This window comes from Ruegeria sp. CI1, assembly GCF_056536925.1.
The window spans coordinates 212,391-231,846 of the sequence record NZ_JBQFQP010000006.1 but is presented as its reverse complement, the minus strand read 5'-3'; the positions used below and the strand labels follow the sequence as shown (position 1 = coordinate 231,846).

The 19,456-nt window shown below is 60.9% G+C and carries 22 protein-coding genes; 9 read left to right on the top strand and 13 right to left on the bottom strand.

The window, feature by feature from the left end; all coding sequences use genetic code 11:
• The first annotated feature begins 10 nt into the window (after nucleotides 1-10).
• From ACR0LZ_RS09450 to ACR0LZ_RS09435, 4 genes are all read left to right on the top strand, one after another.
• On the top strand, nucleotides 11-886 hold the full coding sequence (locus ACR0LZ_RS09450; RefSeq protein ID WP_480749545.1) for a F0F1 ATP synthase subunit gamma: 876 nt from the start codon (nucleotides 11-13) through the stop codon (nucleotides 884-886).
• A 20-nt stretch (nucleotides 887-906) separates the two neighbouring features.
• Nucleotides 907-2,331, top strand: a complete 1,425-nt coding sequence (atpD, locus tag ACR0LZ_RS09445) for a F0F1 ATP synthase subunit beta (RefSeq protein WP_480749544.1) — start codon at nucleotides 907-909, stop codon at nucleotides 2,329-2,331.
• A gap of 12 nt (nucleotides 2,332-2,343) precedes the next feature.
• A complete protein-coding gene (locus tag ACR0LZ_RS09440) occupies nucleotides 2,344-2,754 on the top strand; it encodes a F0F1 ATP synthase subunit epsilon (protein WP_480749543.1) in 411 nt (136 codons plus the stop codon).
• 118 nt (nucleotides 2,755-2,872) lie between these two features.
• A complete protein-coding gene (locus ACR0LZ_RS09435) occupies nucleotides 2,873-3,223 on the top strand; it encodes an H-type lectin domain-containing protein (RefSeq protein ID WP_480749542.1) in 351 nt (116 codons plus the stop codon).
• Nucleotides 3,224-3,392: 169 nt separating this feature from the next.
• Here ACR0LZ_RS09435 and ACR0LZ_RS09430 read toward each other — a convergent pair whose 3' ends face one another.
• Complete coding sequence (locus tag ACR0LZ_RS09430; RefSeq protein ID WP_480749541.1) at nucleotides 3,393-4,412, bottom strand: ribose-phosphate pyrophosphokinase; 1,020 nt, start codon at nucleotides 4,410-4,412, stop codon at nucleotides 3,393-3,395.
• Nucleotides 4,413-4,522: 110 nt separating this feature from the next.
• Here ACR0LZ_RS09430 and ACR0LZ_RS09425 point away from each other — a divergent pair, with 110 nt between their 5' ends.
• Both ACR0LZ_RS09425 and ACR0LZ_RS09420 read left to right on the top strand, forming a co-directional pair.
• Entirely contained in the window at nucleotides 4,523-5,125 is a 603-nt protein-coding gene (locus ACR0LZ_RS09425) for a DsbA family protein (protein ID WP_480749540.1), read from the top strand.
• Nucleotides 5,122-5,934: an alpha/beta fold hydrolase gene (locus ACR0LZ_RS09420; RefSeq protein ID WP_480749539.1), complete on the top strand. Its 813-nt coding sequence runs from the start codon at nucleotides 5,122-5,124 to the stop codon at nucleotides 5,932-5,934. Before ACR0LZ_RS09425 ends, ACR0LZ_RS09420 begins: the two co-directional genes overlap by 4 nt.
• Here the strand turns inward: ACR0LZ_RS09420 and ACR0LZ_RS09415 are convergent, their stop codons facing one another.
• From ACR0LZ_RS09415 to ACR0LZ_RS09405, 3 genes are read right to left on the bottom strand one after another with little or no spacing between them, the layout of a single operon-like run.
• Nucleotides 5,935-6,972 (bottom strand): threonine aldolase family protein, encoded by a 1,038-nt coding sequence (locus ACR0LZ_RS09415; protein ID WP_480749538.1) that lies wholly within the window; start codon nucleotides 6,970-6,972, stop codon nucleotides 5,935-5,937. It abuts the gene before it with no gap.
• A complete protein-coding gene (locus ACR0LZ_RS09410) occupies nucleotides 6,972-7,445 on the bottom strand; it encodes a YcgN family cysteine cluster protein (protein ID WP_480749537.1) in 474 nt (157 codons plus the stop codon). Before ACR0LZ_RS09410 ends, ACR0LZ_RS09415 begins: the two co-directional genes overlap by 1 nt.
• Nucleotides 7,442-8,374: a bifunctional riboflavin kinase/FAD synthetase gene (locus tag ACR0LZ_RS09405; RefSeq protein WP_480749536.1), complete on the bottom strand. Its 933-nt coding sequence runs from the start codon at nucleotides 8,372-8,374 to the stop codon at nucleotides 7,442-7,444. The genes ACR0LZ_RS09410 and ACR0LZ_RS09405 overlap by 4 nt, the downstream gene beginning before the upstream one ends.
• A gap of 265 nt (nucleotides 8,375-8,639) precedes the next feature.
• On the opposite strand from ACR0LZ_RS09405, the gene ACR0LZ_RS09400 reads away from it, so the two are divergent.
• Nucleotides 8,640-9,224: a methylenetetrahydrofolate reductase C-terminal domain-containing protein gene (locus ACR0LZ_RS09400; RefSeq protein WP_480749535.1), complete on the top strand. Its 585-nt coding sequence runs from the start codon at nucleotides 8,640-8,642 to the stop codon at nucleotides 9,222-9,224.
• Nucleotides 9,221-10,210, top strand: coding sequence for a methylenetetrahydrofolate reductase (locus ACR0LZ_RS09395; RefSeq protein WP_480749534.1), 990 nt, complete (start codon nucleotides 9,221-9,223; stop codon nucleotides 10,208-10,210). Before ACR0LZ_RS09400 ends, ACR0LZ_RS09395 begins: the two co-directional genes overlap by 4 nt.
• A 32-nt stretch (nucleotides 10,211-10,242) precedes the next feature.
• Here the strand turns inward: ACR0LZ_RS09395 and ACR0LZ_RS09390 are convergent, their stop codons facing one another.
• The 7 genes from ACR0LZ_RS09390 to ACR0LZ_RS09360 form a co-directional block, all read right to left on the bottom strand.
• Nucleotides 10,243-11,952 (bottom strand): adenylate/guanylate cyclase domain-containing protein, encoded by a 1,710-nt coding sequence (locus ACR0LZ_RS09390; RefSeq protein ID WP_480749533.1) that lies wholly within the window; start codon nucleotides 11,950-11,952, stop codon nucleotides 10,243-10,245.
• A 69-nt stretch (nucleotides 11,953-12,021) separates the two neighbouring features.
• Nucleotides 12,022-12,465 carry a MaoC family dehydratase gene (locus ACR0LZ_RS09385; RefSeq protein ID WP_480749532.1) on the bottom strand — a complete coding sequence of 148 codons (444 nt, stop codon included), beginning with the start codon at nucleotides 12,463-12,465 and terminating at the stop codon, nucleotides 12,022-12,024.
• Nucleotides 12,466-12,567: 102 nt separating this feature from the next.
• Complete coding sequence (locus tag ACR0LZ_RS09380) at nucleotides 12,568-13,443, bottom strand: TIGR01459 family HAD-type hydrolase (RefSeq protein ID WP_480749531.1); 876 nt, start codon at nucleotides 13,441-13,443, stop codon at nucleotides 12,568-12,570.
• A gap of 252 nt (nucleotides 13,444-13,695) precedes the next feature.
• The gene (locus ACR0LZ_RS09375) at nucleotides 13,696-14,070 is read right to left on the bottom strand and encodes a hypothetical protein (RefSeq protein ID WP_480749530.1); all 375 of its coding nucleotides are present in this window, start codon (nucleotides 14,068-14,070) and stop codon (nucleotides 13,696-13,698) included.
• 226 nt (nucleotides 14,071-14,296) lie between these two features.
• Nucleotides 14,297-15,217, bottom strand: a complete 921-nt coding sequence (locus tag ACR0LZ_RS09370) for a manganese-dependent inorganic pyrophosphatase (protein WP_480749529.1) — start codon at nucleotides 15,215-15,217, stop codon at nucleotides 14,297-14,299.
• A 109-nt stretch (nucleotides 15,218-15,326) separates the two neighbouring features.
• Entirely contained in the window at nucleotides 15,327-16,310 is a 984-nt protein-coding gene (locus tag ACR0LZ_RS09365; RefSeq protein WP_480749528.1) for a TraB/GumN family protein, read from the bottom strand.
• A gap of 21 nt (nucleotides 16,311-16,331) precedes the next feature.
• Nucleotides 16,332-17,315: a TraB/GumN family protein gene (locus ACR0LZ_RS09360; protein ID WP_480749527.1), complete on the bottom strand. Its 984-nt coding sequence runs from the start codon at nucleotides 17,313-17,315 to the stop codon at nucleotides 16,332-16,334.
• 103 nt (nucleotides 17,316-17,418) lie between these two features.
• On the opposite strand from ACR0LZ_RS09360, the gene ACR0LZ_RS09355 reads away from it, so the two are divergent.
• Nucleotides 17,419-18,093: a DUF2161 domain-containing phosphodiesterase gene (locus ACR0LZ_RS09355; RefSeq protein ID WP_480749586.1), complete on the top strand. Its 675-nt coding sequence runs from the start codon at nucleotides 17,419-17,421 to the stop codon at nucleotides 18,091-18,093.
• Between the two features lie 135 nt (nucleotides 18,094-18,228).
• Here the strand turns inward: ACR0LZ_RS09355 and ACR0LZ_RS09350 are convergent, their stop codons facing one another.
• Both ACR0LZ_RS09350 and ACR0LZ_RS09345 read right to left on the bottom strand, forming a co-directional pair.
• Complete coding sequence (locus tag ACR0LZ_RS09350; protein WP_480749526.1) at nucleotides 18,229-18,582, bottom strand: putative quinol monooxygenase; 354 nt, start codon at nucleotides 18,580-18,582, stop codon at nucleotides 18,229-18,231.
• Nucleotides 18,583-18,685: 103 nt separating this feature from the next.
• The gene (locus ACR0LZ_RS09345) at nucleotides 18,686-19,447 is read right to left on the bottom strand and encodes an IclR family transcriptional regulator (protein ID WP_480749525.1); all 762 of its coding nucleotides are present in this window, start codon (nucleotides 19,445-19,447) and stop codon (nucleotides 18,686-18,688) included.
• Between the last annotated feature and the right edge of the window lie 9 nt (nucleotides 19,448-19,456).

The following is a 19,456-nucleotide window of genomic DNA, read 5'->3' as shown; positions in this document are numbered from 1 at the left end:
AGATGCGGCAATGCCAAGTCTGAAGGACCTTAAAAACAGGATCGAGTCGGTCAAATCGACCCGCAAGATCACCAAGGCCATGCAGATGGTCGCGGCTGCAAAACTGCGCCGCGCCCAGGACGCTGCCGAAAGCGCCCGCCCATATGCCGAACAGTTCAATACTGTGATGGCGGGGCTGGCGGCTTCGGTCGGGGGCAGCGACAGCGCCCCCAAGCTGCTCCGTGGTACGGGCAGCGACGATGTCCATCTGCTGGTTGTCATGACAGCCGAACGCGGTCTCTGCGGCGGCTTCAACTCGAACATCGCAAAGCTCGCGCGCGCCAAGGCGGACGAGCTGCGGCTCAAGGGCAAGACGGTCAAGATCCTGACCGTTGGCAAAAAAGGCCGTGACGCGCTGAAGCGCGATTACAGCGATCTGTTCGTTGGACATATCGACCTGAGCGAGGTCAAGCGTATCGGCTATGCCAATGCGCAGGACGTCGCAAAGAACATCCTGAACCGTTTCGATGCGGACGAGTTCGACGTTGCCACGATCTTCTATGCGAAGTTCCAGAACGTCGTGACCCAGATCCCGACCGCGCACCAGATCATCCCGGCTTCGTTCGAAGAGACCGGGAGCGATGACAGTGGCGCGGTCTTCGATTACGAGCCCAGCGAAGAGGCCATTCTGGCCGACCTGCTACCCAAGGGGGTCGCAACCGCGATCTTCTCGGCTCTGCTCGAAAACGGAGCCTCGGAACAGGGTGCACGGATGTCCGCAATGGACAACGCGACACGCAACGCGGGTGAGATGATCGACAAGCTGACGATCCAGTTCAACCGTTCGCGTCAGGCCGTCATCACCAACGAGCTGATTGAAATCATTTCCGGCGCCGAAGCGCTGTAGAGACATACCGGAGACGAAACATGGCGAATGCAAAAGGCAAAGTCACTCAGATCATCGGGGCCGTCGTTGACGTCCAGTTCGATGACGCGCTGCCTGAAATTCTGAACGCGCTGGAAACCGAAAACAACGGCAAGCGCCTGGTGCTCGAAGTGTCGCAGCACCTTGGCGAAAACACTGTCCGCACCATCGCGATGGACGCGACCGAAGGTCTGGTTCGCGGCGCCCCGGTGACCGACACCGGCGCACCGATCTCGGTGCCGGTGGGCAATGCCACCCTGGGCCGCATCCTGAACGTTGTCGGTGAACCGATCGACGAAAAAGGCCCGGTCGAAACCACCGAAACCCGCGCCATCCACCAGAATGCCCCCGAATTCGACGAGCAGTCGACCGAGTCGGAAGTTCTGGTCACGGGCATCAAGGTGGTCGACCTGCTGGCCCCCTACGCCAAAGGCGGCAAGATCGGCCTGTTCGGCGGCGCCGGTGTGGGCAAGACCGTTCTGATCATGGAACTGATCAACAACATCGCAAAAGTGCACTCGGGCTTCTCGGTGTTTGCGGGTGTTGGTGAACGGACCCGTGAAGGCAACGACCTCTACCACGAGATGATCGAATCGAACGTGATCAAGCCGGACAACTTGTCGGAAAGCCAGGTGGCCCTGGTTTACGGTCAGATGAACGAGCCTCCGGGAGCGCGTGCGCGTGTGGCCCTGACCGGCCTGACTCTGGCCGAGCAGTTCCGCGACCAGTCGGGCACTGACGTTCTGTTCTTCGTCGACAACATCTTCCGCTTCACACAGGCGGGTTCCGAGGTGTCGGCTCTGCTGGGTCGTATCCCGTCCGCTGTGGGCTACCAGCCGACGCTGGCCACCGACATGGGCGCGCTTCAGGAACGCATCACCTCGACAAAGGCCGGATCGATCACTTCGGTGCAGGCGATCTACGTGCCTGCGGACGACTTGACCGACCCCGCGCCGGCAACCTCGTTTGCGCACCTCGACGCGACCACCGTTCTCAACCGTGCGATCTCGGAAAAGGGTATCTACCCGGCCGTGGACCCGCTCGACTCGACCTCGCGCCTGCTGGACCCGGCCATCGTCGGTGAAGAGCATTACAAGGTTGCGACCGACGTTCAGCAGATCCTCCAGCGCTACAAGTCGCTGCAGGACATCATCGCCATCCTCGGCATGGACGAACTGTCGGAAGAGGACAAGCTGGCGGTGGCCCGCGCCCGTAAGATCGAGCGCTTCCTGTCGCAACCCTTCGACGTGGCACAGGTCTTTACCGGCTCGCCCGGCGTTCAGGTTCCGCTGGATGTCACCATCGACTCGTTCAAGCGCGTTGTGGCCGGTGAGTTCGACCACCTGCCCGAGGCGGCCTTCCTGATGGTCGGCGGCATCGATGAAGTGATCGCCAAAGCCGAGCGTATGGCCGCAGCGGCTGCCTAAGGAGTATCCCTGATGGCAAACACGATGCAATTCGACCTCGTCAGCCCGGAGCGGAGCCTCGCTTCGCTCCAGGCCAGCGCGGTCCAGATTCCCGGCGCGGACGGGGACATGACGGCGATGCCCGATCACGCCCCCACCATCACCACGCTGCGCCCCGGTCTGCTGAAGGTTGAGGCGCCCGAAGGGGCCAGTGAATACCTGGTCACCGGCGGGTTTGCCCAGATCAACAGCGACGGTTTGTCGGTGCTGGCCGAAAAGGCCATTCCGGTGACCGAAGTGACCCGCGCGCATCTGGACGAGCTGATCGCCGAGGCCCGCGCCTCGCACGAGGCGGCAAAGGAACAGGGCGACCATACCATCGTCGACGATGCAGCCAAGCTGCTGGCCGACATGGAGGCGCTGGGAACTCATATGAGCCTGTAAGTCAAGAATCTTCACGATTTTCGGCACGGCCCCGTCACAACGGGGCCGTATTCATTTTGCATGACTTGTTCAGGGCGTTGCCCTACGGTGCAGGTGAGTCAACGGTTGTGATAGTTTGATGATGAATTTTTGTTCGCACCCCGTCGGTATTGACCAAGGCGAAGCGGTGCTGTTCTCGGAATTTGAGAATGGCGGCGCGATGTGGACCGGAACCGGTCCACGTGAACGCAGGCGGACGGTCCGGTTCAGGACAGCTTTCCGCTCCGCTCCAGCCGTTCAGATGAATGTGTCCTTGTGGGATGTCGACAATTCCTCGGCCCTGCGCGCCGAGCTGACGCCCGAGAACGTCAGCAATGAAGGGTTCGAGGCGGTGTTCCGGACATGGTCCGACACGCGCATTGCGCGTATCCGTGTCTCCTGGATGGCAATAGGCGAAGTTCGCAACGAGGATGACTGGGACATTTCCTAGCGGCGCTGCCCCTCTTGCCCTGCGGGCAATTCACCCCGGGGTATTTCAAACCAGAAAGAACCAGAGCCTCGTATATGCTTCTTTCTGGTTTGAAGTAGCCCAGTGAGTTTGAGGGAAAGCGTCCCTCAAAACAAAATCAAATCGAGCGCGCCGGAGGCGCACGATTGAGCTACGCGGCGCGATAAAGCGACTCGTAGATCGGGATCAGGGTTTTGTCTTCGAAGAGCGAGGAAACGCTGGTGCCGTTCCAGATGTTCAGGATGGCCTGGGTCAGCAATGGCGCGGTTGGAACGACGCGGATGTTGGGCGCGCTGAGGATCGCATCGGTGGGCTGAATCGAGTCGGTGATAACCAGCGATTTCATCACCGAATTCGTCACCCGTTCAACGGCGGGGCCGCTCATGACGCCGTGAGTGATATAGGAGTGAACCTCCTTGGCGCCGTTGTCGAGCAGCACCTGGGCGGCCTTGCAAAGCGTTCCGGCGGTGTCACAGATGTCGTCCACGATCAGGCAGATCTTGTCCTTGACGTCGCCGATCACGGTCATCTCGGCTATCTCGCCCGGTTTTTCGCGGCGCTTGTCGACGATCGAAAGCGGTGCATTAATGCGTTTGGCCAGTTCGCGCGCGCGGGCAACGCCGCCCACATCCGGAGAAACCACCATCAGATCGGACATGTGGTCCTTGAACTGGTGCTTGACGTCGAGCGCGAAGATCGGCGAGGCATAGAGGTTGTCGACGGGGATATCGAAGAAGCCCTGGATCTGGGCCGCGTGCAGGTCCATGGTCAGGACCCGCTCGATCCCGGCGCCGGTGATCATGTTGGCGACCAGCTTGGACGAGATCGGGGTGCGTGCCTTGGTGCGACGGTCCTGGCGGGCATAGCCGAAATAGGGGATCACGGCGGTGATCCGCGCCGCCGACGACCGGCGCAGCGCATCGGCGATGATCAGCAGTTCCATCAGGTTGTCATTGGCCGGATTCGAGGTCGGCTGGATGATGAACATATCCTCGCCGCGGACGTTTTCGAACACTTCGACGAAGATCTCACCGTCGTTGAACCGCTCCACCCGTGCGTCGACCAGTTCCTGATCGACGCCGCGATACAGGCTCATCCGGCGGGCAATGGCATTGGCAAGTGGAAGGTTGGCGTTCCCAGAGATGAGCTTGGGTTCGTTGAGTGTCGGCATTGTTCTGTGATTCCCGGGGCAGCGGCAGGTTATGTGACAGATTCGTGATGTTGACACCGCTTAACATGGGCTTACCGTCCCGCAAAGGTTCAGCAGCGGAGAAAGTGAACATGGCCGATATCGACTACTTTTTTGCGACACTGTCGCCCTACAGCTATCTGGCGGGGCAGCGGTTGGAGGAGGTCGCGGCCAGGCACGGCGCGACAATCGCCTACAAGCCGGTCGACATCATTGCGCTTTTTGGCCGAACCGGGGGAACGCCGCCCAAAGACCGGCATAAATCGCGGATCGAGTACCGGGCGCAGGAACTGGTGCGGCAGGCAAGGAAGCTGGGGATGGAGTTCAACCTGCAGCCCGCACATTGGCCGACCAATGCGGCACCGTCTTCCTACGCGATTATCGCGGCGGCCAAGGATGGGGCGGGCGACATTGGAAAACTGTGCCATTCCATCTTGCGGGCCTGCTGGGCCGGGCAGAAGGATATCGCTCAGGACGAGGTGATCCGCGAGTGCCTGGAACAGGCCGGGTTCGATCCGGGGCTGGCGGATAGCGGATTGCTGGTCGGGGCCGAGACCTATGCCGCCAATCTGGAAGAGGCGGTCGATCGCGGGGTGTTCGGCGCGCCGTTCTATATCACGTCCGACGGGCAGCGGTTCTGGGGTCAGGACCGGCTGGACGATCTTGACGCCCACCTGGCGGAGATGAAGGCGTGAGGGATCACGCCGCGTTGCAGCAGCCTTTCCATGTGCGCGTGCTGGGGCACGGTGCGCGCCGGGTGCTGGCGCTGCACTGCACCATCGCCCATTCCGGCGCGTGGCGGGGGCTGGCAGAGTGCCTGGGAGGGCAGGCAACTTTTACCGCGCCCGACATGCTGTCGCATGGTCGCAGCCCGGATTGGGACGAGGTGGGTGATTTCCAGGACCGGATCGTCGAGATCGCCGAGACCCAACTGAGCGAACCGATGGATCTAATTGGTCATTCCTTCGGGGCGACGGTCGCGTTGCGCCTGGCGGTCGAACGCCCGGATCTGGTGCGCAGCGTGGTGTTGATCGAGCCGGTGTTCTTTGCGGTTGCCGTCAGGGATGCGCCGGGGTTGATCGAACAGCATGCCGAGGATGCCGGACCCTATCTGGAGGCACTGGCGGCAGGGGACGAGGCGCTGGCGGCACGGTTGTTCAACCGGATGTGGAGCACCGAGGACAGCCCGCGCTGGCCACAATTGCCGGACAGTACGCGGGCGGCGATGATCCGAGGCATTCACGTGGTGCCGACGGTGGATGACACGTTGTTCAACGATCGCGCGGGGTTGCTGAAACCGGGCGTTCTGGACCGGGCGTCGATGTCGGTCCTGTTGTTACGCGGGTCATTGACCCACCCGGTAATCGCCGCGATCAACGAAGGATTGGCGCGCCGTCTTCCCGACGCGGTCAGCGACGTGATCGACGGAGCAGGGCACATGGCGCCGATCTCGCACCCCCGCGAGACGGCGGATCGGATCGCTGGGTTCTGGGCGCGTGTCTGATCAGGTGAGCAGCGTCAGGAACTGGTCGATCTGCGCGGTGCCGATCGACCAGTCGCAGACCAGGCGGCAGGCCAGGGCCTCGGTATCGTCGTCGCCTTCAAGCTCCGCCCCCCACAGGTGATAGACCGCACCCGCGTCGTGCAGGCGCTTGTGGGTGCTGCGGGGGAAGCTGGCGAAGATGATGTTGGCCTGTGGTTCATGCAGGAAGGCGGCCCCCGCCTTGCGCAGGCCATCGGACAGCCGGGCGCAGTTGGCATTGGCCTGACGCGCTGATTTCAGCCACAGGTCATCCTTGAGATAGGCCGCCATCTGGGCCGACAGATAGCGGTGCTTGGAAAACAGGTGCGCCCCGCGTTTGCGGCGCAGCTCGAATTCCCAGGCCTTGCTTTCGTCAAAGAAGATGACGGCCTCGACCCCCATGCAGCCGTTCTTGGTGCCGCCAAAGCTGACAGCGTCGACGCCGGCCCTCCATGTCATCTCGGCGGGCGAACAGTTCAGCGCCACCAGCGCATTGGCAAAACGGGCGCCGTCCAAGTGCACCGGCAACCCATAGCCCTTTGCCACGGCGCAGAGCGCCTGCAACTCGCCCAGCGAATAGACCGAGCCGCGCTCGGTCACCTGGGTGATCGACACCGGCCCGCGCTGTGGCCCATGCACGCCACGGGTTTCTTCGCCCGCAATCGCTCCGCGCAGCGCCTCGGGGGTCATCTTGTCACCACCGGGAACCAGGGTCAGCTTGGCGCCGCTGTAGAATTCGGGTGCGTTGCACTCGTCTTCGTGGATATGGGCGACGGGCGAGCAGAACACGGTTTCCCACGGGTTTGACAGTGTGGCCAGGGCCAGCGAGTTGGCCGCCGTGCCGGTTGCCACCAGATAGACCGCCGCGCCGGGGGCCTCGAATATGCCGCGGATGTTATCGCGCACCTCGTTCATCAGGGCGTCGGCGCCATAGGCCATGGCATAGCCCTGATTGGCCTCGGTCAGCGCTTGCAGAACCTCGGGGTGAGCGGGGCCGGAATTGTCAGAGGCAAAAAACATCAGATCGGTTCCTCGATTATGTGGTCTTCCCACTCTTCTTCGGGGGTTTCGAATTCCGAAACGGTCTTGTGACGTACCGAAATACCCGCCGCATGCACGCTTTCGGGTGTGCCAGAGATCAGCGGGTGCCAGTCGCAAAGCGGCTTGCCCTCCCATAACAGGCGATAGGCGCATGTTTGCGGCAACCAATAGGCGTGGGTGTCGATATTGTCGGGGCGCATCACGATGCATTCCGGCACAAACTGGTGGCGGATGTCGTATTGGGTGCAGCGGCAGGTTTCGTCATCCAGCAGACGGCAGGCGACACAGGTCAGGGCCACCTCGCCGCTGTCCTCGTCTTCCAGCTTGTTCAGGCAGCATTTGCCGCACCCGTCGCACAGCGCTTCCCATTCCTGCGGGTTCATCTTGCGCAGCGGCTTGCGCTCCCAGAAACGCGGGGCAAGCCCGGTGCGGTCGATGGGGTCCTTGCTCATACCGCCACCAGAATCTCGCGTGCTTTCGCACAGTCGGCACCCATCTGTGCGACCAGCGCGTCGAGCCCGTCAAATGTCATCTCGGGGCGCAGATACTCGACCAACCCGACCGAGAGTGTCGCGCCGTAAAGATCGCCTGAGAAATCGAACAGGAAGGTTTCGATATTGGGCTGCTCGCCCCGGAACATCGGTCGGGTGCCGACCGAGGCGGCGCCGTGATAGCTGCCCTGATGCGGTCCGTCCAGAACATCGACCAGCACCGCGTAGACACCGAATTTCGGCTGGTGCAGCCCCTCGATCGACATGTTGGCAGTGGGAAAGCCCAATTCGCGTCCGCGCTGTTCGCCGCCAATGACTTCGCCCTCGATCCGGTGCCAGTGGCCCAGCATCGTGGCGGCATCGCGCGGCCGGCCTTCGGTCAGCGCAGTACGGATCGCAGTGGATGAAACGACGTTGTCGGACCGTTCCATCAGGGGGGCGATCGTTACGCCAAACCCCATTTCGTGGCCAAACCGCGCCATGTCTTCGGCGTTACCGCTGCGGCCCTTGCCAAAACAGAAATCCGCCCCGACAACGACATGCGCCAAACCCAGACCGTCGCAGATGACGCCTCTTGCAAAACCTTCTGGTGTCAGCCCGGCAAGCGCGGCGTTGAAGGGCAGTTCATAAAGCTTTTTGACCCCCAGTTTTTCCAGCCGGTGCGCGCGGGTGTTGCCGCGCATCAGCCGGAAAGGCGGGCTGTCGGGGGCAAAGAACTCGCGCGGGTGCGGCTCGAAGGTCAGTACGCCCAAGGGGGCGTCGGGGGCGGCATCGCGGGCCAGTTCGATCACCGACCGGTGGCCGATATGGACGCCATCGAAATTGCCAATCGCGACGCTGGCGCCGCGATCCTGATCTTCGACGAACTGGTAATCCCGAATGATCCGCATGGGCGCCTGCGTAGCTTGACAACGGACCTTGTTCAAGCACCAGTTCACGAATTGCCGGGGTCACAAGTGTGCCCAAGGCCGGCGGGCTGATTTGACATCCACGCTGTCTGTCGCTGTGCGACAGGTTTGCATTGCCCAATCTATTTCTTGATCCGCCAAAAAGACGAAGTGTAAAGTGGAACTCCGGTTGATGTAACCGCCCGTCGGAAAAAGGTATTCGGTTCCGGTCCCTTAAGATCGCGGGCATACCCTGAGGTCGTGCCTCATGTACAGAATGCGCCTATTCGCCATTCGCCACGCTCGGTTTTTCGAGTGGGTCTACAAGCGCGTCGAGCAAGGGATGGTGGCGCTTGATCCGGTCTTTGCCAAGATCGGCTATAACCGCGTCGAACGCCCGATTGCACTGGTCGAAAAAGGCGTCAAGACCCTGCTGTTCGATTGCAAGATGTGTGGGCAATGCGTGTTGTCCTCGACCGGCATGTCGTGCCCGATGAACTGCCCCAAGCAATTGCGCAACGGTCCTTGCGGCGGGGTGAGGCCGGGCGCGTTCTGCGAGGTGAAGCCCGATATGAAATGCGTCTGGGCGCTGGCCTGGGACGGGTCGAGCCGGATGCGAGAAGGCCCGGAAAAGATCAAGCAGGTGCTGCCGCCGGTCGAACACACGCTGAAGGGGTCGTCGTCGTGGTTGCGGGTCAGCCGCGAGATTGCCTCCAAACGGCGCGAGGCGCGCGATGCCGCGCGCCAGACGCTGGCGCAGGCCTTTCCCGAGGCGCGCAGGAACGAGCCGTCCTCGGCGCCGCTGGCCGAGGAACCACCACGCGCCACGACGCATCAGGGAGGCAGAACATGAGCGCACCATCCAGCAAGGATGTGGAGCCTTCGGGCTATGTTCCCGTGCCCGAGGGATATGTCTCGCACAGCCGGTTGGAACGGGTTTTGCGATCTGGCCGCTTCGCGGTGACGGCAGAGCTGAACCCGCCTGACAGCGCCGATCCCGAAGATGTGTTTCAGGCCGCCCAACCGCTGGGTGAGGTGGCGGACGCGATCAACGCAACCGATGCGTCGGGCGCGAACTGCCATATGTCTTCGATCGGTATTTGTGCGTTGCTGACGCGCGCGGGCTATTCGCCGGTCTATCAGATCTCCTGCCGCGACCGGAACCGCATCGCCATTCAGGGCGACGTGCTGGGCGCGGCGGCGCTGGGCGTCAGCAACGTGCTGTGCCTGACCGGGGATGGCGTCGGTACCGGCGATCAGCCGGGGGCGAAACCGGTGTTCGATTTCGACTCGCTGACGCTGTTGCGCACGATCCGGACCATGCGGGATCAGGGCAAGTTCCTGTCCGGCCGCAAGATCACGCGGCCGCCGCAGTTGTTTCTGGGGGCTGCTGAAAACCCCTGCATTCCGCCCTATGACTGGCGCCCGAACCGGCTGGCCAAAAAAGTCGAGGCGGGGGCCGAGTATATTCAGACCAACTATATCTACGACATCCCGCTGTTCGAGAAATTCATGTCGCGGGTGCGCGACGAAGGGCTGGACAAAAAAGTCTACATCATCGCCGGGGTGGGGCCGATGGCCTCGGCCAAGGCGGCGCGCTGGATGCGGTCGAACGTGCCGGGCATCCACATTCCCGACGACATCATCGACCGGATGGAAAAGGCCGACAAACCGGCGGAAGAAGGCAAGAAAATCTGTGTCGAACTGATTCAGCAGATCAAGGAAATCGCAGGCGTGTCGGGCGTTCACGTGATGGCCTATCGCCGTGAGCACCTTGTTTCCGAGATCATCCTTGAATCAGGGGTTCTGAAAGGGCGCTCGAAGCCGCGCAAGAAATAGCAATCCGGTTTGCGCCCGGATCATTCGCTGATCTATTTCGGCAGCCCCGCCTGCAGCAATCGGTCTATCAGCGTCTTCGCGATGCTGCGGTTCTGGTAGCATTCGTTGAAGCGAACGAATTCGACAGTCAGATCTGCATCACGGCCCAACGCGTCGGCCACGTTTGCAACGGCTTGCCGGGTGTCGCCCAACGCGACCCGCGAGGCGGCCTTGTACAACAAGCTTCGTCGCGTCTGAAAGGGCAGGTCGCGCGCGGCACTCAGAACGTCGTCGTATCTTTGCAGATGATAAAGGGCCGCGATCCTTTCCTCGGTGATCCACGCAGGCAGGAACGGATCGAGTGCTCCGGCGCGGTCCAGCAGCGACAAGGCGGTTTCCGGTTCACCTGCGAAGTTATGAAACGCCGCGCACCGGCCAATGATATACGCGTCATTTGGAGCAAGCTCGATCGCCTTGCGGTGATAGGTGCGCGAGGCATCGAATTTGTATTCCAGCATCAGGATCGAACCCATGATGCGGTTGGCCTCGGGGTCGTTTGGGTCAAGTTGCAAGGCCCGTTCGGTGCGCCGCCTCCCGTCGCCCCAGTCGTAATCGGGCAGTCCGGATGCCGAACACACCCACATGGCCTGAGCCTTGGCAAAGTTCGGATCGGTCTCGATCGCCTTTTCAAACCAGTGCAAGGCCTTGTGAACGTTCTGATCGGTGACGCCCCCTCTGCGGTGATAGTCCAGCCCGCGCAGGTAATATTCGTAGGCCGTCAAAGAACTCGCCGGGCGTTGGCGGGCGGTTTGGGTGTCGGCTTCCAGAACGCGCCCTGTCACTGTTGCGGTTACACGGGCGGTGATCTCTTCCATCATGTCGACGAATTCATCGAACGGGCGTTGGATGCGGTCGGTCCAAAGAACCTGTCCGTTCTCCGTTTCGACAAGATTGAGGTTCAGCCGCAGTTTCGAGCCCAAAGACCGGATGGAGCCGGTCAAAATGAAGCGGACCCCCAACAGATTGCCCGCCGCGACAGGATCGCGATTGGACAGACCCATCGAGGCGGTGGCCGATACCACGAACAACTGTTTCATCCGACCAAGGTCCAGGATCAGATCCTCGGTCAGCCCGTCGGCAAGCGTATTTTGGTCGGTATCGGCGGAACTTGCCGAGAGCAGGGGCAGAACCGCAATCGAATGTGGGCGTTTGGCGTGCACATCCAACTTGAACTGCTCGCTGGCCCGACCCCGGAAACGCACGATTTCTTCCCGGACGCGAAACACGTGAATCGGTTCTGAAATACCCTTGAACCGACGCTCGCCGATATCGTCGAAGACACAGGGCGAGTTGCGGCGAACCTGATCGAACAGGCTCTGGCTGGTGTCAATTGCGCCCGGATCGGCCGCCGATTGAATGCGCGCCGCGATATTGACGCCATCGCCGCGCAGGTCTCCGTCCACGTCCACCACATCCGCCAGATGCAGGCCAAACCGCATGTCCGACACGGTCGATTTTTGTGCCGCGTTAATCGCTCCGCGCGCAGCCATCGCGGCCCGCAACGCGTTCACCGGGCTCTGGAATTCGGCCAGGACCGCATCGCCGGCCTGGTTGAAAACCCGCCCGTCATGCTTGTTTACGGTCTCGGAAACCACCGCAAGCCGATCCGAAAAACTGCGAATGGCCCGCTCTTCGTCCTGCTCCATCTGGCGGGTGGAGCCAACGATGTCGCCGACCAGTATCGTGGCTAGCCTACGCTGCATCTCTCCTCCCGCCGGCATTGTCGACGGGAAAAGTGTAACTTACTTGCAGGTTTTGGCCAAGTTCCGGGATCAGTCGAATTTGCGCGAGGGGGCCAGAACCATGGCCTCGCCAACCAGCACCTTCTTGCCGTCAACGGCACAGTGACAGTCCAGCTTGACCCGGCGCTTTGAGATATCGATATCGACTACCTTGACCTCGGCATAGACCATGTCGCCGGGGCGGACGGGGGCCAGGAATTTCAGGGTCTGGCCCATGTAAACGGTGCCGTGGCCGGGCAACTGCTCGCCGATCACCGCCGAGATCAGCCCGGCGGTCAGCATGCCATGCGCAATACGGCCTTCAAAGATCGTGTCCCGGGCATAGTCGTCGTCCAGATGCACCGGATTGCGGTCGGTCGAAACCTGGGCGAACATCTCGATATCCTCGTCCGTCACCACTTTGCGCAGGTGACGGGTCATGCCCATTTCGATGTCCTCGATGCAGATGGTTCCGCGCGGAAGATTGTCCAACATGTCGCCCTCTCAATGCCATGGTCGGGCAACAAAACGTTACTTCCGACCGGTGATGAGCAACTTTATTACTTCGCAGTCGCAGAAAATCAACCCCTAATTCCGCTAGCGCAAACGTCCGATTGAATAGGTCGGTTCCATTTTTTCCCTTTTTATATAGTCCATTAGAGATTCATGATGAGGGTGGACCGATGTTTTTGTCTCGGATGCAGCCAGACCGCCCGTGATGAACAGGGAATCGATGCCTTCACCCATTGCGCCGGCGATGTCGGTGGCGGGGCCGTCACCGATAGCAAGAATGTCGGAATCGGGGATATCGGTGCCCAACGCTGCCAGCCTGCGGCGGGCCAGATCATAGATTGGCGGGTGAGGTTTGCCGAAATAGAGGCTCTCGCCGCCCATCTCGGTGTAAAGCCGCGCCAAAGCGCCCGCGCACCATTCGCGCACCTCGCCCCGGTCGACGACGATATCGGGGTTGGCGCAGAGCAACTTGAGCCCCTTCTGCTTGGCAAAAAGGAAATCGGGGCGGTTCACGTCCGGATCTGCCATAGGATCGAACGGGCCACAGCAGACGATGCCTTCGGCCTCGTCCAGCGGGACCCGGTCGATGTGAATGGGATGGTCCAACAGCTTCAGCGGCTCAAAAAACCCCTCGTCGCGCTGCCATTCCCCCATGAAATAGACCTTGTGACCGACCGCCCCCAGAAACATTGCCGACCGCGCCGAGTCGCCGCTGGTGGCGATGGTGTCATAGCAGTCGTCCGGCACGTTGAAATGCCCCAACTGTACCGCGACACCGGCCCGGGGTTTTGGCGAATTGGTCACCAGAACCACCTTGCCGCCCGCGGCGCGGAAATCCTTCAGCGCCGCGACCGCTTCGGGAAAGGCGGTGATGCCATTGTGAACACAACCCCACAGATCGACGAACAGAGCCTTGTACCGGTCGGAAATTTCGGAAAGCGAATGAATGATCTGTGTCATGGGGCCTTGATGTCCTGTGCGTTTATGGCGGTTATGCCCCAACTGACGGGCATTGACCATGCTGCTTGTCTGGGCGTCGGGAACGTTGTCGGAATTGCCCAACATCCGCCCTGGTCCGGTCGAACGGCGGTCCGGGATCGGGTTGAGGGTATTGCGCCGGAAAAAAAGACGCCGAGCGGCGTCTTTTACGGGTTTGGCATGGTCCGGGCAATGCTTGGTCAAGCTGTCGAATTGACCGGATTTCCGTAGCCTCTATTGGACACGAACAGCGGTTCCGGTTCCAACTCGGGTGCCCCAGCTGAAGGGTGTGACCTTCACACCGGTAATCTTGGTATCGACAACGGTATCCGCACCAATCTTTGCCGCTTCCTCGCGCAGCTTCTGTTCCACATGCTCAACGGTCGGCTCCGGATGGAAGGCCGTTGTCTTGTTGACCGAAACTTTTAGATCCGAGATCTTTGTCTGTGTGGCCGGGTCAAAAGCGGCGCTGGTCAGATGGACTTCGCCCGGGGTGATCGCGGCGACGGCGGCCTCAGGCGGATTGTTGTCGATATTGCTTGTTTCCCAAGTTGCACATGCGGCCAGCGGCACCATCAGAAAGCCGGTGAGAATGATATTCTTTAGCACGAATTACGCCTTTCAATTTCCAATTATGCGTGTGCGGACCGTTTTGCACACATGCCATCTTTTTGCAATGATCTGAACAAGTTGAGCTGACAAATCCTGGCTTCTCCGGCGACAATAACTAACGCGCCGGAATTGCAGTCTATCGATAAAACAACCGAGAATGTTCGCAAAAGGCGAAGAAGAAAGGCGCCCGGTCGGGCGCCTTTCGCGCAGCGATGCGATGGGATCAGACCTTGAGATTCGGAATGATCTGCTTTTTGCGGCTCATGATGCCGGGCAGAACAACGGCGTCGCCATCGACAGTGGCGCCAAAGCTTTTCTCGGCCACGCCCTTGACCAGATCGTTGGGCACCAGCAGCGTCGCCTCTTCGTTCAGGATGTCCACCACGAACAGCAGCACCTGATCGACGCCATCTTCCTTGGCGACCTCGACCATCGAGTCGGTCAGGCTGGCCTTGCGGTCCAGCACCACGCCCGGCGCGGTGGTTTCCAGAACCGAAACGCGGAACTTGGTTCCGTCAACCTCGTATTCTTTGCTGTCCATGCGGATCAGTTCGGCATCCGAGAACGACGATACGTCCGACTTGGCCGCGAACATTTCAGCGGCATAGGCCGGGATGTCGAGTCCCAGATCGACGGCCAGTTTCTCGGCCACTGCCCGGTCGTGGTCGGTGGTGGTGGGCGAGCGGAACTCCAGCGTGTCGGACAGGATACAGGTCAGCGCCGCACCCTTGATCGCCTCGGGCATCTTGTCGGCATCGTCGCCCATCAGGTCGATCATGATGGTGGCGGTGCAGGCCAGCGGGCGCACGGTGATGTCGATCGGACCCTTGGTTTCCAGACCGCCGACCAGCTTGTGGTGATCGACGATGGCGCGGATGTCGGCACCGTTGATGTTGGCGGGCAACTCGGCGGGGTTGTTGGTGTCAACGATCACGACTGGCGCGCCATCTTCGACATCGGCGATGATGGCCGGTTTGTCGAGGTTCCAGCGCTGCAGCATGAACGCGGCCTCGGTGTTGGGCTCGCCCAGCAGAACCGGGGTTGCGGCGACGCCCTTGACCTCGTTCAGGTACCAGGCCCAGACGATGGGCGAACCGGTCGAGTCGGTGTCGGGGGATTTGTGGCCAAATACTTGGGTGGTCATGTCAGCGTCCTGCGAATTGGAAATTTGCGCGCCTTATAGGGCGGTCACATCGGCTTGTCACCCGGCAGAACGCGGCATGCGACGGTTGGTCTGATCCGGCGCTCAGATGTCAGAATTCGGCGCGCTGCAGATCATAACCGGCCTGTTCGAGCTGGTGAAGCAACCCCTCTTCTCCGGCCAGGTGGCCGGCACCTACGGCGATGACTGCGGTCTGGCCCTGAATGCCCAGGATATGGGTCAGCCAGTTCCGGTTGCGCTGCACGACAAGCTGGTCCTCGAAGGTTGCCCATTCCTTGTCGAATTCGTCCTGTGCAATCTCGGACGTTTCTTGCCCCAGCAGGCGCGCGACCAGCAGAATCTCGGCGTGCCGTTCCTCCATATACGCATTGGCCATCGTGACCATGTGGTCGTCCCCGGCCTCGAACGCGTCGGCCATGCGGACGATGGATTGCGCCTGTTCCTCGATCGGGTGGCTTTCGAAAATCGCGATCAGGTCGCTGACCTGTTCCAGCGAGTGCTGCGGGATGTCATGCGCCTCGGCCAGTTCGGTCAGCCGCTGATCCATGCCCCGGTCGGCGCCGGGGGTTTTGACGATGCAGGGCGGGATACCCAGCATCATGCTCAGAAACCACGGCTTCATCTTGGCCGCCATCCAGCTTGCAATGCCGCGTTCCGCCAGACGGTTGGACAGGGCGGCCCAGCTTTCATCGTCCAACAGGTCGATCAGGGTCGGCCCCGAGGTGATCAGGACCGGGCTGAAATCGGTGGCAAGCCCCTGTTCGAACGCCTCCATGTCGGTTTTCTTGACCTCGAACCAGAACGCATCGGCCTGCGACAGTGCGGGGGTCAGCCGACCGACGATCGCGTCCATCCGCGGGTCGCTGGTGTGCAACGTTCCGACCAGATGCAGGGTCGTTCCATCCTTGCGCGCGATCCAGTGGTTGCCCTCGGCAAAAGGAATTTCCGCCAGCTCGGCATCCAGCGCGGCACGGTCCCCGGCGGTCAGGTCCAGCCGCAGATCACGCCCTTCGCATGCGGCAAAAGCCGTCGCCGGCAACAGGCAGGAAATTACAAATGCAAGCAGCAGACGCATGAAATCATCCATTGTTGAAATTCAGAATTCGGCGCGGGTCAGGGTATATCCGTTGTTCTGGAGCAGGTTCAAAACCCCTTGTTGTCCGGCAAGATGCCCCGCCCCGACGGCGACCACAACCGTCTTTCCCTTGGTGTTCAGGATCACCGGCAGCCATGCCCGGTTGCGGCCGGCCAGAATCCGTCGGTCATATTGCTGCAACAGGCGCGTGACTTCGCGGCGCGGGATGTCGATGTCGCGGTACAGCGTCCATTTCTGGATCAGCATGGCCTCGGCCAGCCGTTCGTCGAAATAGGCGTTGCCCAGCGTGACGACCTGATCGTCATAGTTGAGCGAGCTTTTGATATCCAGCTCCAACAGGCGCAACTGGTCGCGCACCGGCTGATCCGACAGCGCGCGCATACCGTCGCCCACCCGTTCGAGCGATGCGACGCGGACACCGCTGCGAAGGGCCATGCGTTCGATCCGTTCATCCAGCCCGGCATAGGCGGCGATGCCGCGCCCACCGCAGCCCGAGCGCGACAGGGTCAGCGAAATGTACCATGGCTGCAGCCGGGCCAGCACCTTGGGGTCCAGACCCTCGGGCAGCATCCGCAGCTTCAGCATGCTCCAGTCCTCGGCCGACATCATGTCTGCCAGCGTCGGGCCGCGCGGAATGAGCAGGAGGCCGGGATTGCTTTGCAGCACGTCATCGAGCTGTCTTATCTCGGCGGTCGTTACCTCCAGCAGCACCACGTCGGCCGACCGGATGACCGGACGCAGGTTGCGCATGACCCGCCGCATGCGGCTGTCGCCGTTGTGCTGCGTGCCGATCACGTGAATGCGCCGCTCGCCCCGCGTGGCAACCCAGTGGTTGCCATAGGCAAAGGGAACCTTGCGGATTTCCTGTTGCAGACGCTGCTCATATGTCGGGGTCAGACGATCCCGCAGGTCGCTTCCGGTGCACCGCGCCTGCGCCACGGATGCCGAGAGCATCAGCATCAGGGCAAAAAGGGCGCGAATCATGATGTCTCTCCGGGTGCGGTCGGTTGGGTCCATTGTGGCCCGTGGCCGCAAGGGGCCGCAAATGCAAATTGTGCAACGCGCCGGTTTGGGGCAAGCATGTGACATGGAGCGCGAGCAGGATCTCTATTCCCCGATCAAGGCCTTGCTGGAACGGCAGGGCTACGAGGTGAAGGGCGAGGTTGGCGCCGCCGACGTCGTTGCCTGCCGCGCGGGTGAACCGCCGGTGATCGTCGAGCTGAAACTGCGGTTTTCCCTGTCGCTGTTCCATCAGGCTGTCGCCCGGCTCAGGCTGTCCGAACAGGTTTACGTGGCGGTCGTCCGGCCCAGCGGGAGAACCGCGCGGCGCGCCCTGCGGGACAACCTGAACCTGTGCCGCCGTCTGGGGCTGGGCCTGATCACCGTCCGTCCCGACGGCCGGGCAGAGGTGCATTGCGATCCCGGCCCCTACGCCCCTCGCAAGTCTGCCAAACGCACCGCAAGACTATTGCGCGAGTTCGACCGGCTGCAGGGCGATCCCAACTCGGGCGGTGCGACCCGTCACGGCATCGTCACGGCCTATCGCCAGGACGCGCTGCGCTGTGCCGCGCATCTGGCCGAGAACGGCGCCGCCAAGGGGGCCGACGTTGCCAGGGCAACCGGGGTCGCCCCGGCGACGCGGATCATGCGCGACAATCACTATGGCTGGTTCGAGAAGGTTGCGACCGGTGTCTACCGCCTGACCGAAGCGGGCCGGGAGGGCCTCCGGCACTGGGCCTATAGTTGGGAGCAAGACAGCTGACCGGCAGCGCAGGCCGGTCTGCAATTTTGGGGCCATGTTGTGAAAAGGCGTTGGTCGGCTTTGAGCCCAAAGCCGACCAGCATCACGACCCGTCACTTTCTTACAACCACCCAAATTTCAAACGGCCGGTCAATTTCACCACTGCAGCAGGCCCGGCTTTTGCGCCTCAAAGCCTTTGTTCGTTGGGAAAAGCGAGCGCATCCGGGCAATCATTTCGATGTCACCATCCAGCATCGTTTGGACAGTGTTCAACCAGCTCCTAAAAGCTTCAGATTCCCAATGGTCTTGAACAGCTGCTTCGTCCCGGAACACTTCGTAGAAGTAGAAACGATTGGGGTTTGCCATGTCCACCATGATGTGAAATTGGAAAACCTCTGCCTCCTCGCTGACAACATTTTGCGCTTCGAAGATGCTGGCGTTCAAAAAAGACTGCCTGTGCTCAGGTTTGACATTTACTGCGAAGAACCCCCCGCGCATTCCATCGTCCATACCGAGCCTCCCTTGTTGCCCGAAGCCCCCGAACTCAGGGCATCAAAAGTTCCGACGCCGATTGATGTTACGAACGTTCGGCACCGCTATAACCAAAACCACCCTAGGCGGGTTTCCTATCTACGTCACCACCACTCCAACCTAGTGAAGATGATAGCTCATGCGACATTTCGATGAGTAATTGGCCGATCTTAACTCGCATTGAGGGCGTAAACACCCGAACCGAAGCTGTCGCGCCAATGGAAAGTGTCGAACCAACGCCTGTTTTGGCCAGTGTTGTTGCGACAGAACTTATGCCTCTTTCGAGCTCCTCGACACATTCGGCGTATCCTTTGACCCGAATGGCATCGAGTTCTTTTGCCAGATGCTTTTGGTTGGTAATAGTGCGCTCAGTATATTGCTTGAGCTGCCCGCTCAGTTCGTCATGAGACAGCAGCTCCGGCGACACTGCAGCAATTGCCTTCGCGCAAGAGCATGCGTGTAATGGCCGCTTGCCCATGCCGGGGTGAAGGTATGACACACCCGTCTCCGGTATGGCCACGTGAATTATCTCGACAAAGTGCCCCCTCAACCGAGACAAGAAAAACGCGGCACCGTAATCGGTAGCGGCGCTGGCAAGTACCGGAGCAATTAATTCCAGTAATGCACGATCCGAGTGATTGCTCAGCATAATGCCTTTTAATCTTGTCCCGATCACAAACTCTCCTCGCGCAGGAGACTCGAGCAGACCGGAGGAAACAAGGTCTTGCACCAACCGATATGCAGTGGGTTTGGGGAGATCAGAGTGCGAGCAGATATCTGCAACGTTTGAGCGCCCTTTTTGACTGACGACTTCCAAAATCAGGATTAGGCGTTCGAGGTACATTATTCTCAC

Excerpts from the sequence above, each read along its gene's own strand:
- ACR0LZ_RS09450 (WP_480749545.1), top strand. The coding sequence starts at position 11 with ATGCCAAGTCTGAAGGACCTTAAAAACAGGATCGAGTCGGTCAAATCG.
- atpD (WP_480749544.1), top strand. The coding sequence starts at position 907 with ATGGCGAATGCAAAAGGCAAAGTCACTCAGATCATCGGGGCCGTCGTT.
- ACR0LZ_RS09440 (WP_480749543.1), top strand. The coding sequence starts at position 2,344 with ATGGCAAACACGATGCAATTCGACCTCGTCAGCCCGGAGCGGAGCCTC.
- ACR0LZ_RS09435 (WP_480749542.1), top strand. The coding sequence starts at position 2,873 with ATGATGAATTTTTGTTCGCACCCCGTCGGTATTGACCAAGGCGAAGCG.
- ACR0LZ_RS09430 (WP_480749541.1), bottom strand. The coding sequence starts at position 4,412 with ATGCCGACACTCAACGAACCCAAGCTCATCTCTGGGAACGCCAACCTT.
- ACR0LZ_RS09425 (WP_480749540.1), top strand. The coding sequence starts at position 4,523 with ATGGCCGATATCGACTACTTTTTTGCGACACTGTCGCCCTACAGCTAT.
- ACR0LZ_RS09415 (WP_480749538.1), bottom strand. The coding sequence starts at position 6,972 with ATGTTTTTTGCCTCTGACAATTCCGGCCCCGCTCACCCCGAGGTTCTG.
- ACR0LZ_RS09410 (WP_480749537.1), bottom strand. The coding sequence starts at position 7,445 with ATGAGCAAGGACCCCATCGACCGCACCGGGCTTGCCCCGCGTTTCTGG.
- ACR0LZ_RS09405 (WP_480749536.1), bottom strand. The coding sequence starts at position 8,374 with ATGCGGATCATTCGGGATTACCAGTTCGTCGAAGATCAGGATCGCGGC.
- ACR0LZ_RS09400 (WP_480749535.1), top strand. The coding sequence starts at position 8,640 with ATGTACAGAATGCGCCTATTCGCCATTCGCCACGCTCGGTTTTTCGAG.
- ACR0LZ_RS09395 (WP_480749534.1), top strand. The coding sequence starts at position 9,221 with ATGAGCGCACCATCCAGCAAGGATGTGGAGCCTTCGGGCTATGTTCCC.
- ACR0LZ_RS09390 (WP_480749533.1), bottom strand. The coding sequence starts at position 11,952 with ATGCAGCGTAGGCTAGCCACGATACTGGTCGGCGACATCGTTGGCTCC.
- ACR0LZ_RS09385 (WP_480749532.1), bottom strand. The coding sequence starts at position 12,465 with ATGTTGGACAATCTTCCGCGCGGAACCATCTGCATCGAGGACATCGAA.
- ACR0LZ_RS09380 (WP_480749531.1), bottom strand. The coding sequence starts at position 13,443 with ATGACACAGATCATTCATTCGCTTTCCGAAATTTCCGACCGGTACAAG.
- ACR0LZ_RS09370 (WP_480749529.1), bottom strand. The coding sequence starts at position 15,217 with ATGACCACCCAAGTATTTGGCCACAAATCCCCCGACACCGACTCGACC.
- ACR0LZ_RS09365 (WP_480749528.1), bottom strand. The coding sequence starts at position 16,310 with ATGCGTCTGCTGCTTGCATTTGTAATTTCCTGCCTGTTGCCGGCGACG.
- ACR0LZ_RS09360 (WP_480749527.1), bottom strand. The coding sequence starts at position 17,315 with ATGATTCGCGCCCTTTTTGCCCTGATGCTGATGCTCTCGGCATCCGTG.
- ACR0LZ_RS09355 (WP_480749586.1), top strand. The coding sequence starts at position 17,419 with ATGGAGCGCGAGCAGGATCTCTATTCCCCGATCAAGGCCTTGCTGGAA.
- ACR0LZ_RS09350 (WP_480749526.1), bottom strand. The coding sequence starts at position 18,582 with ATGGACGATGGAATGCGCGGGGGGTTCTTCGCAGTAAATGTCAAACCT.
- ACR0LZ_RS09345 (WP_480749525.1), bottom strand. The coding sequence starts at position 19,447 with ATGTACCTCGAACGCCTAATCCTGATTTTGGAAGTCGTCAGTCAAAAA.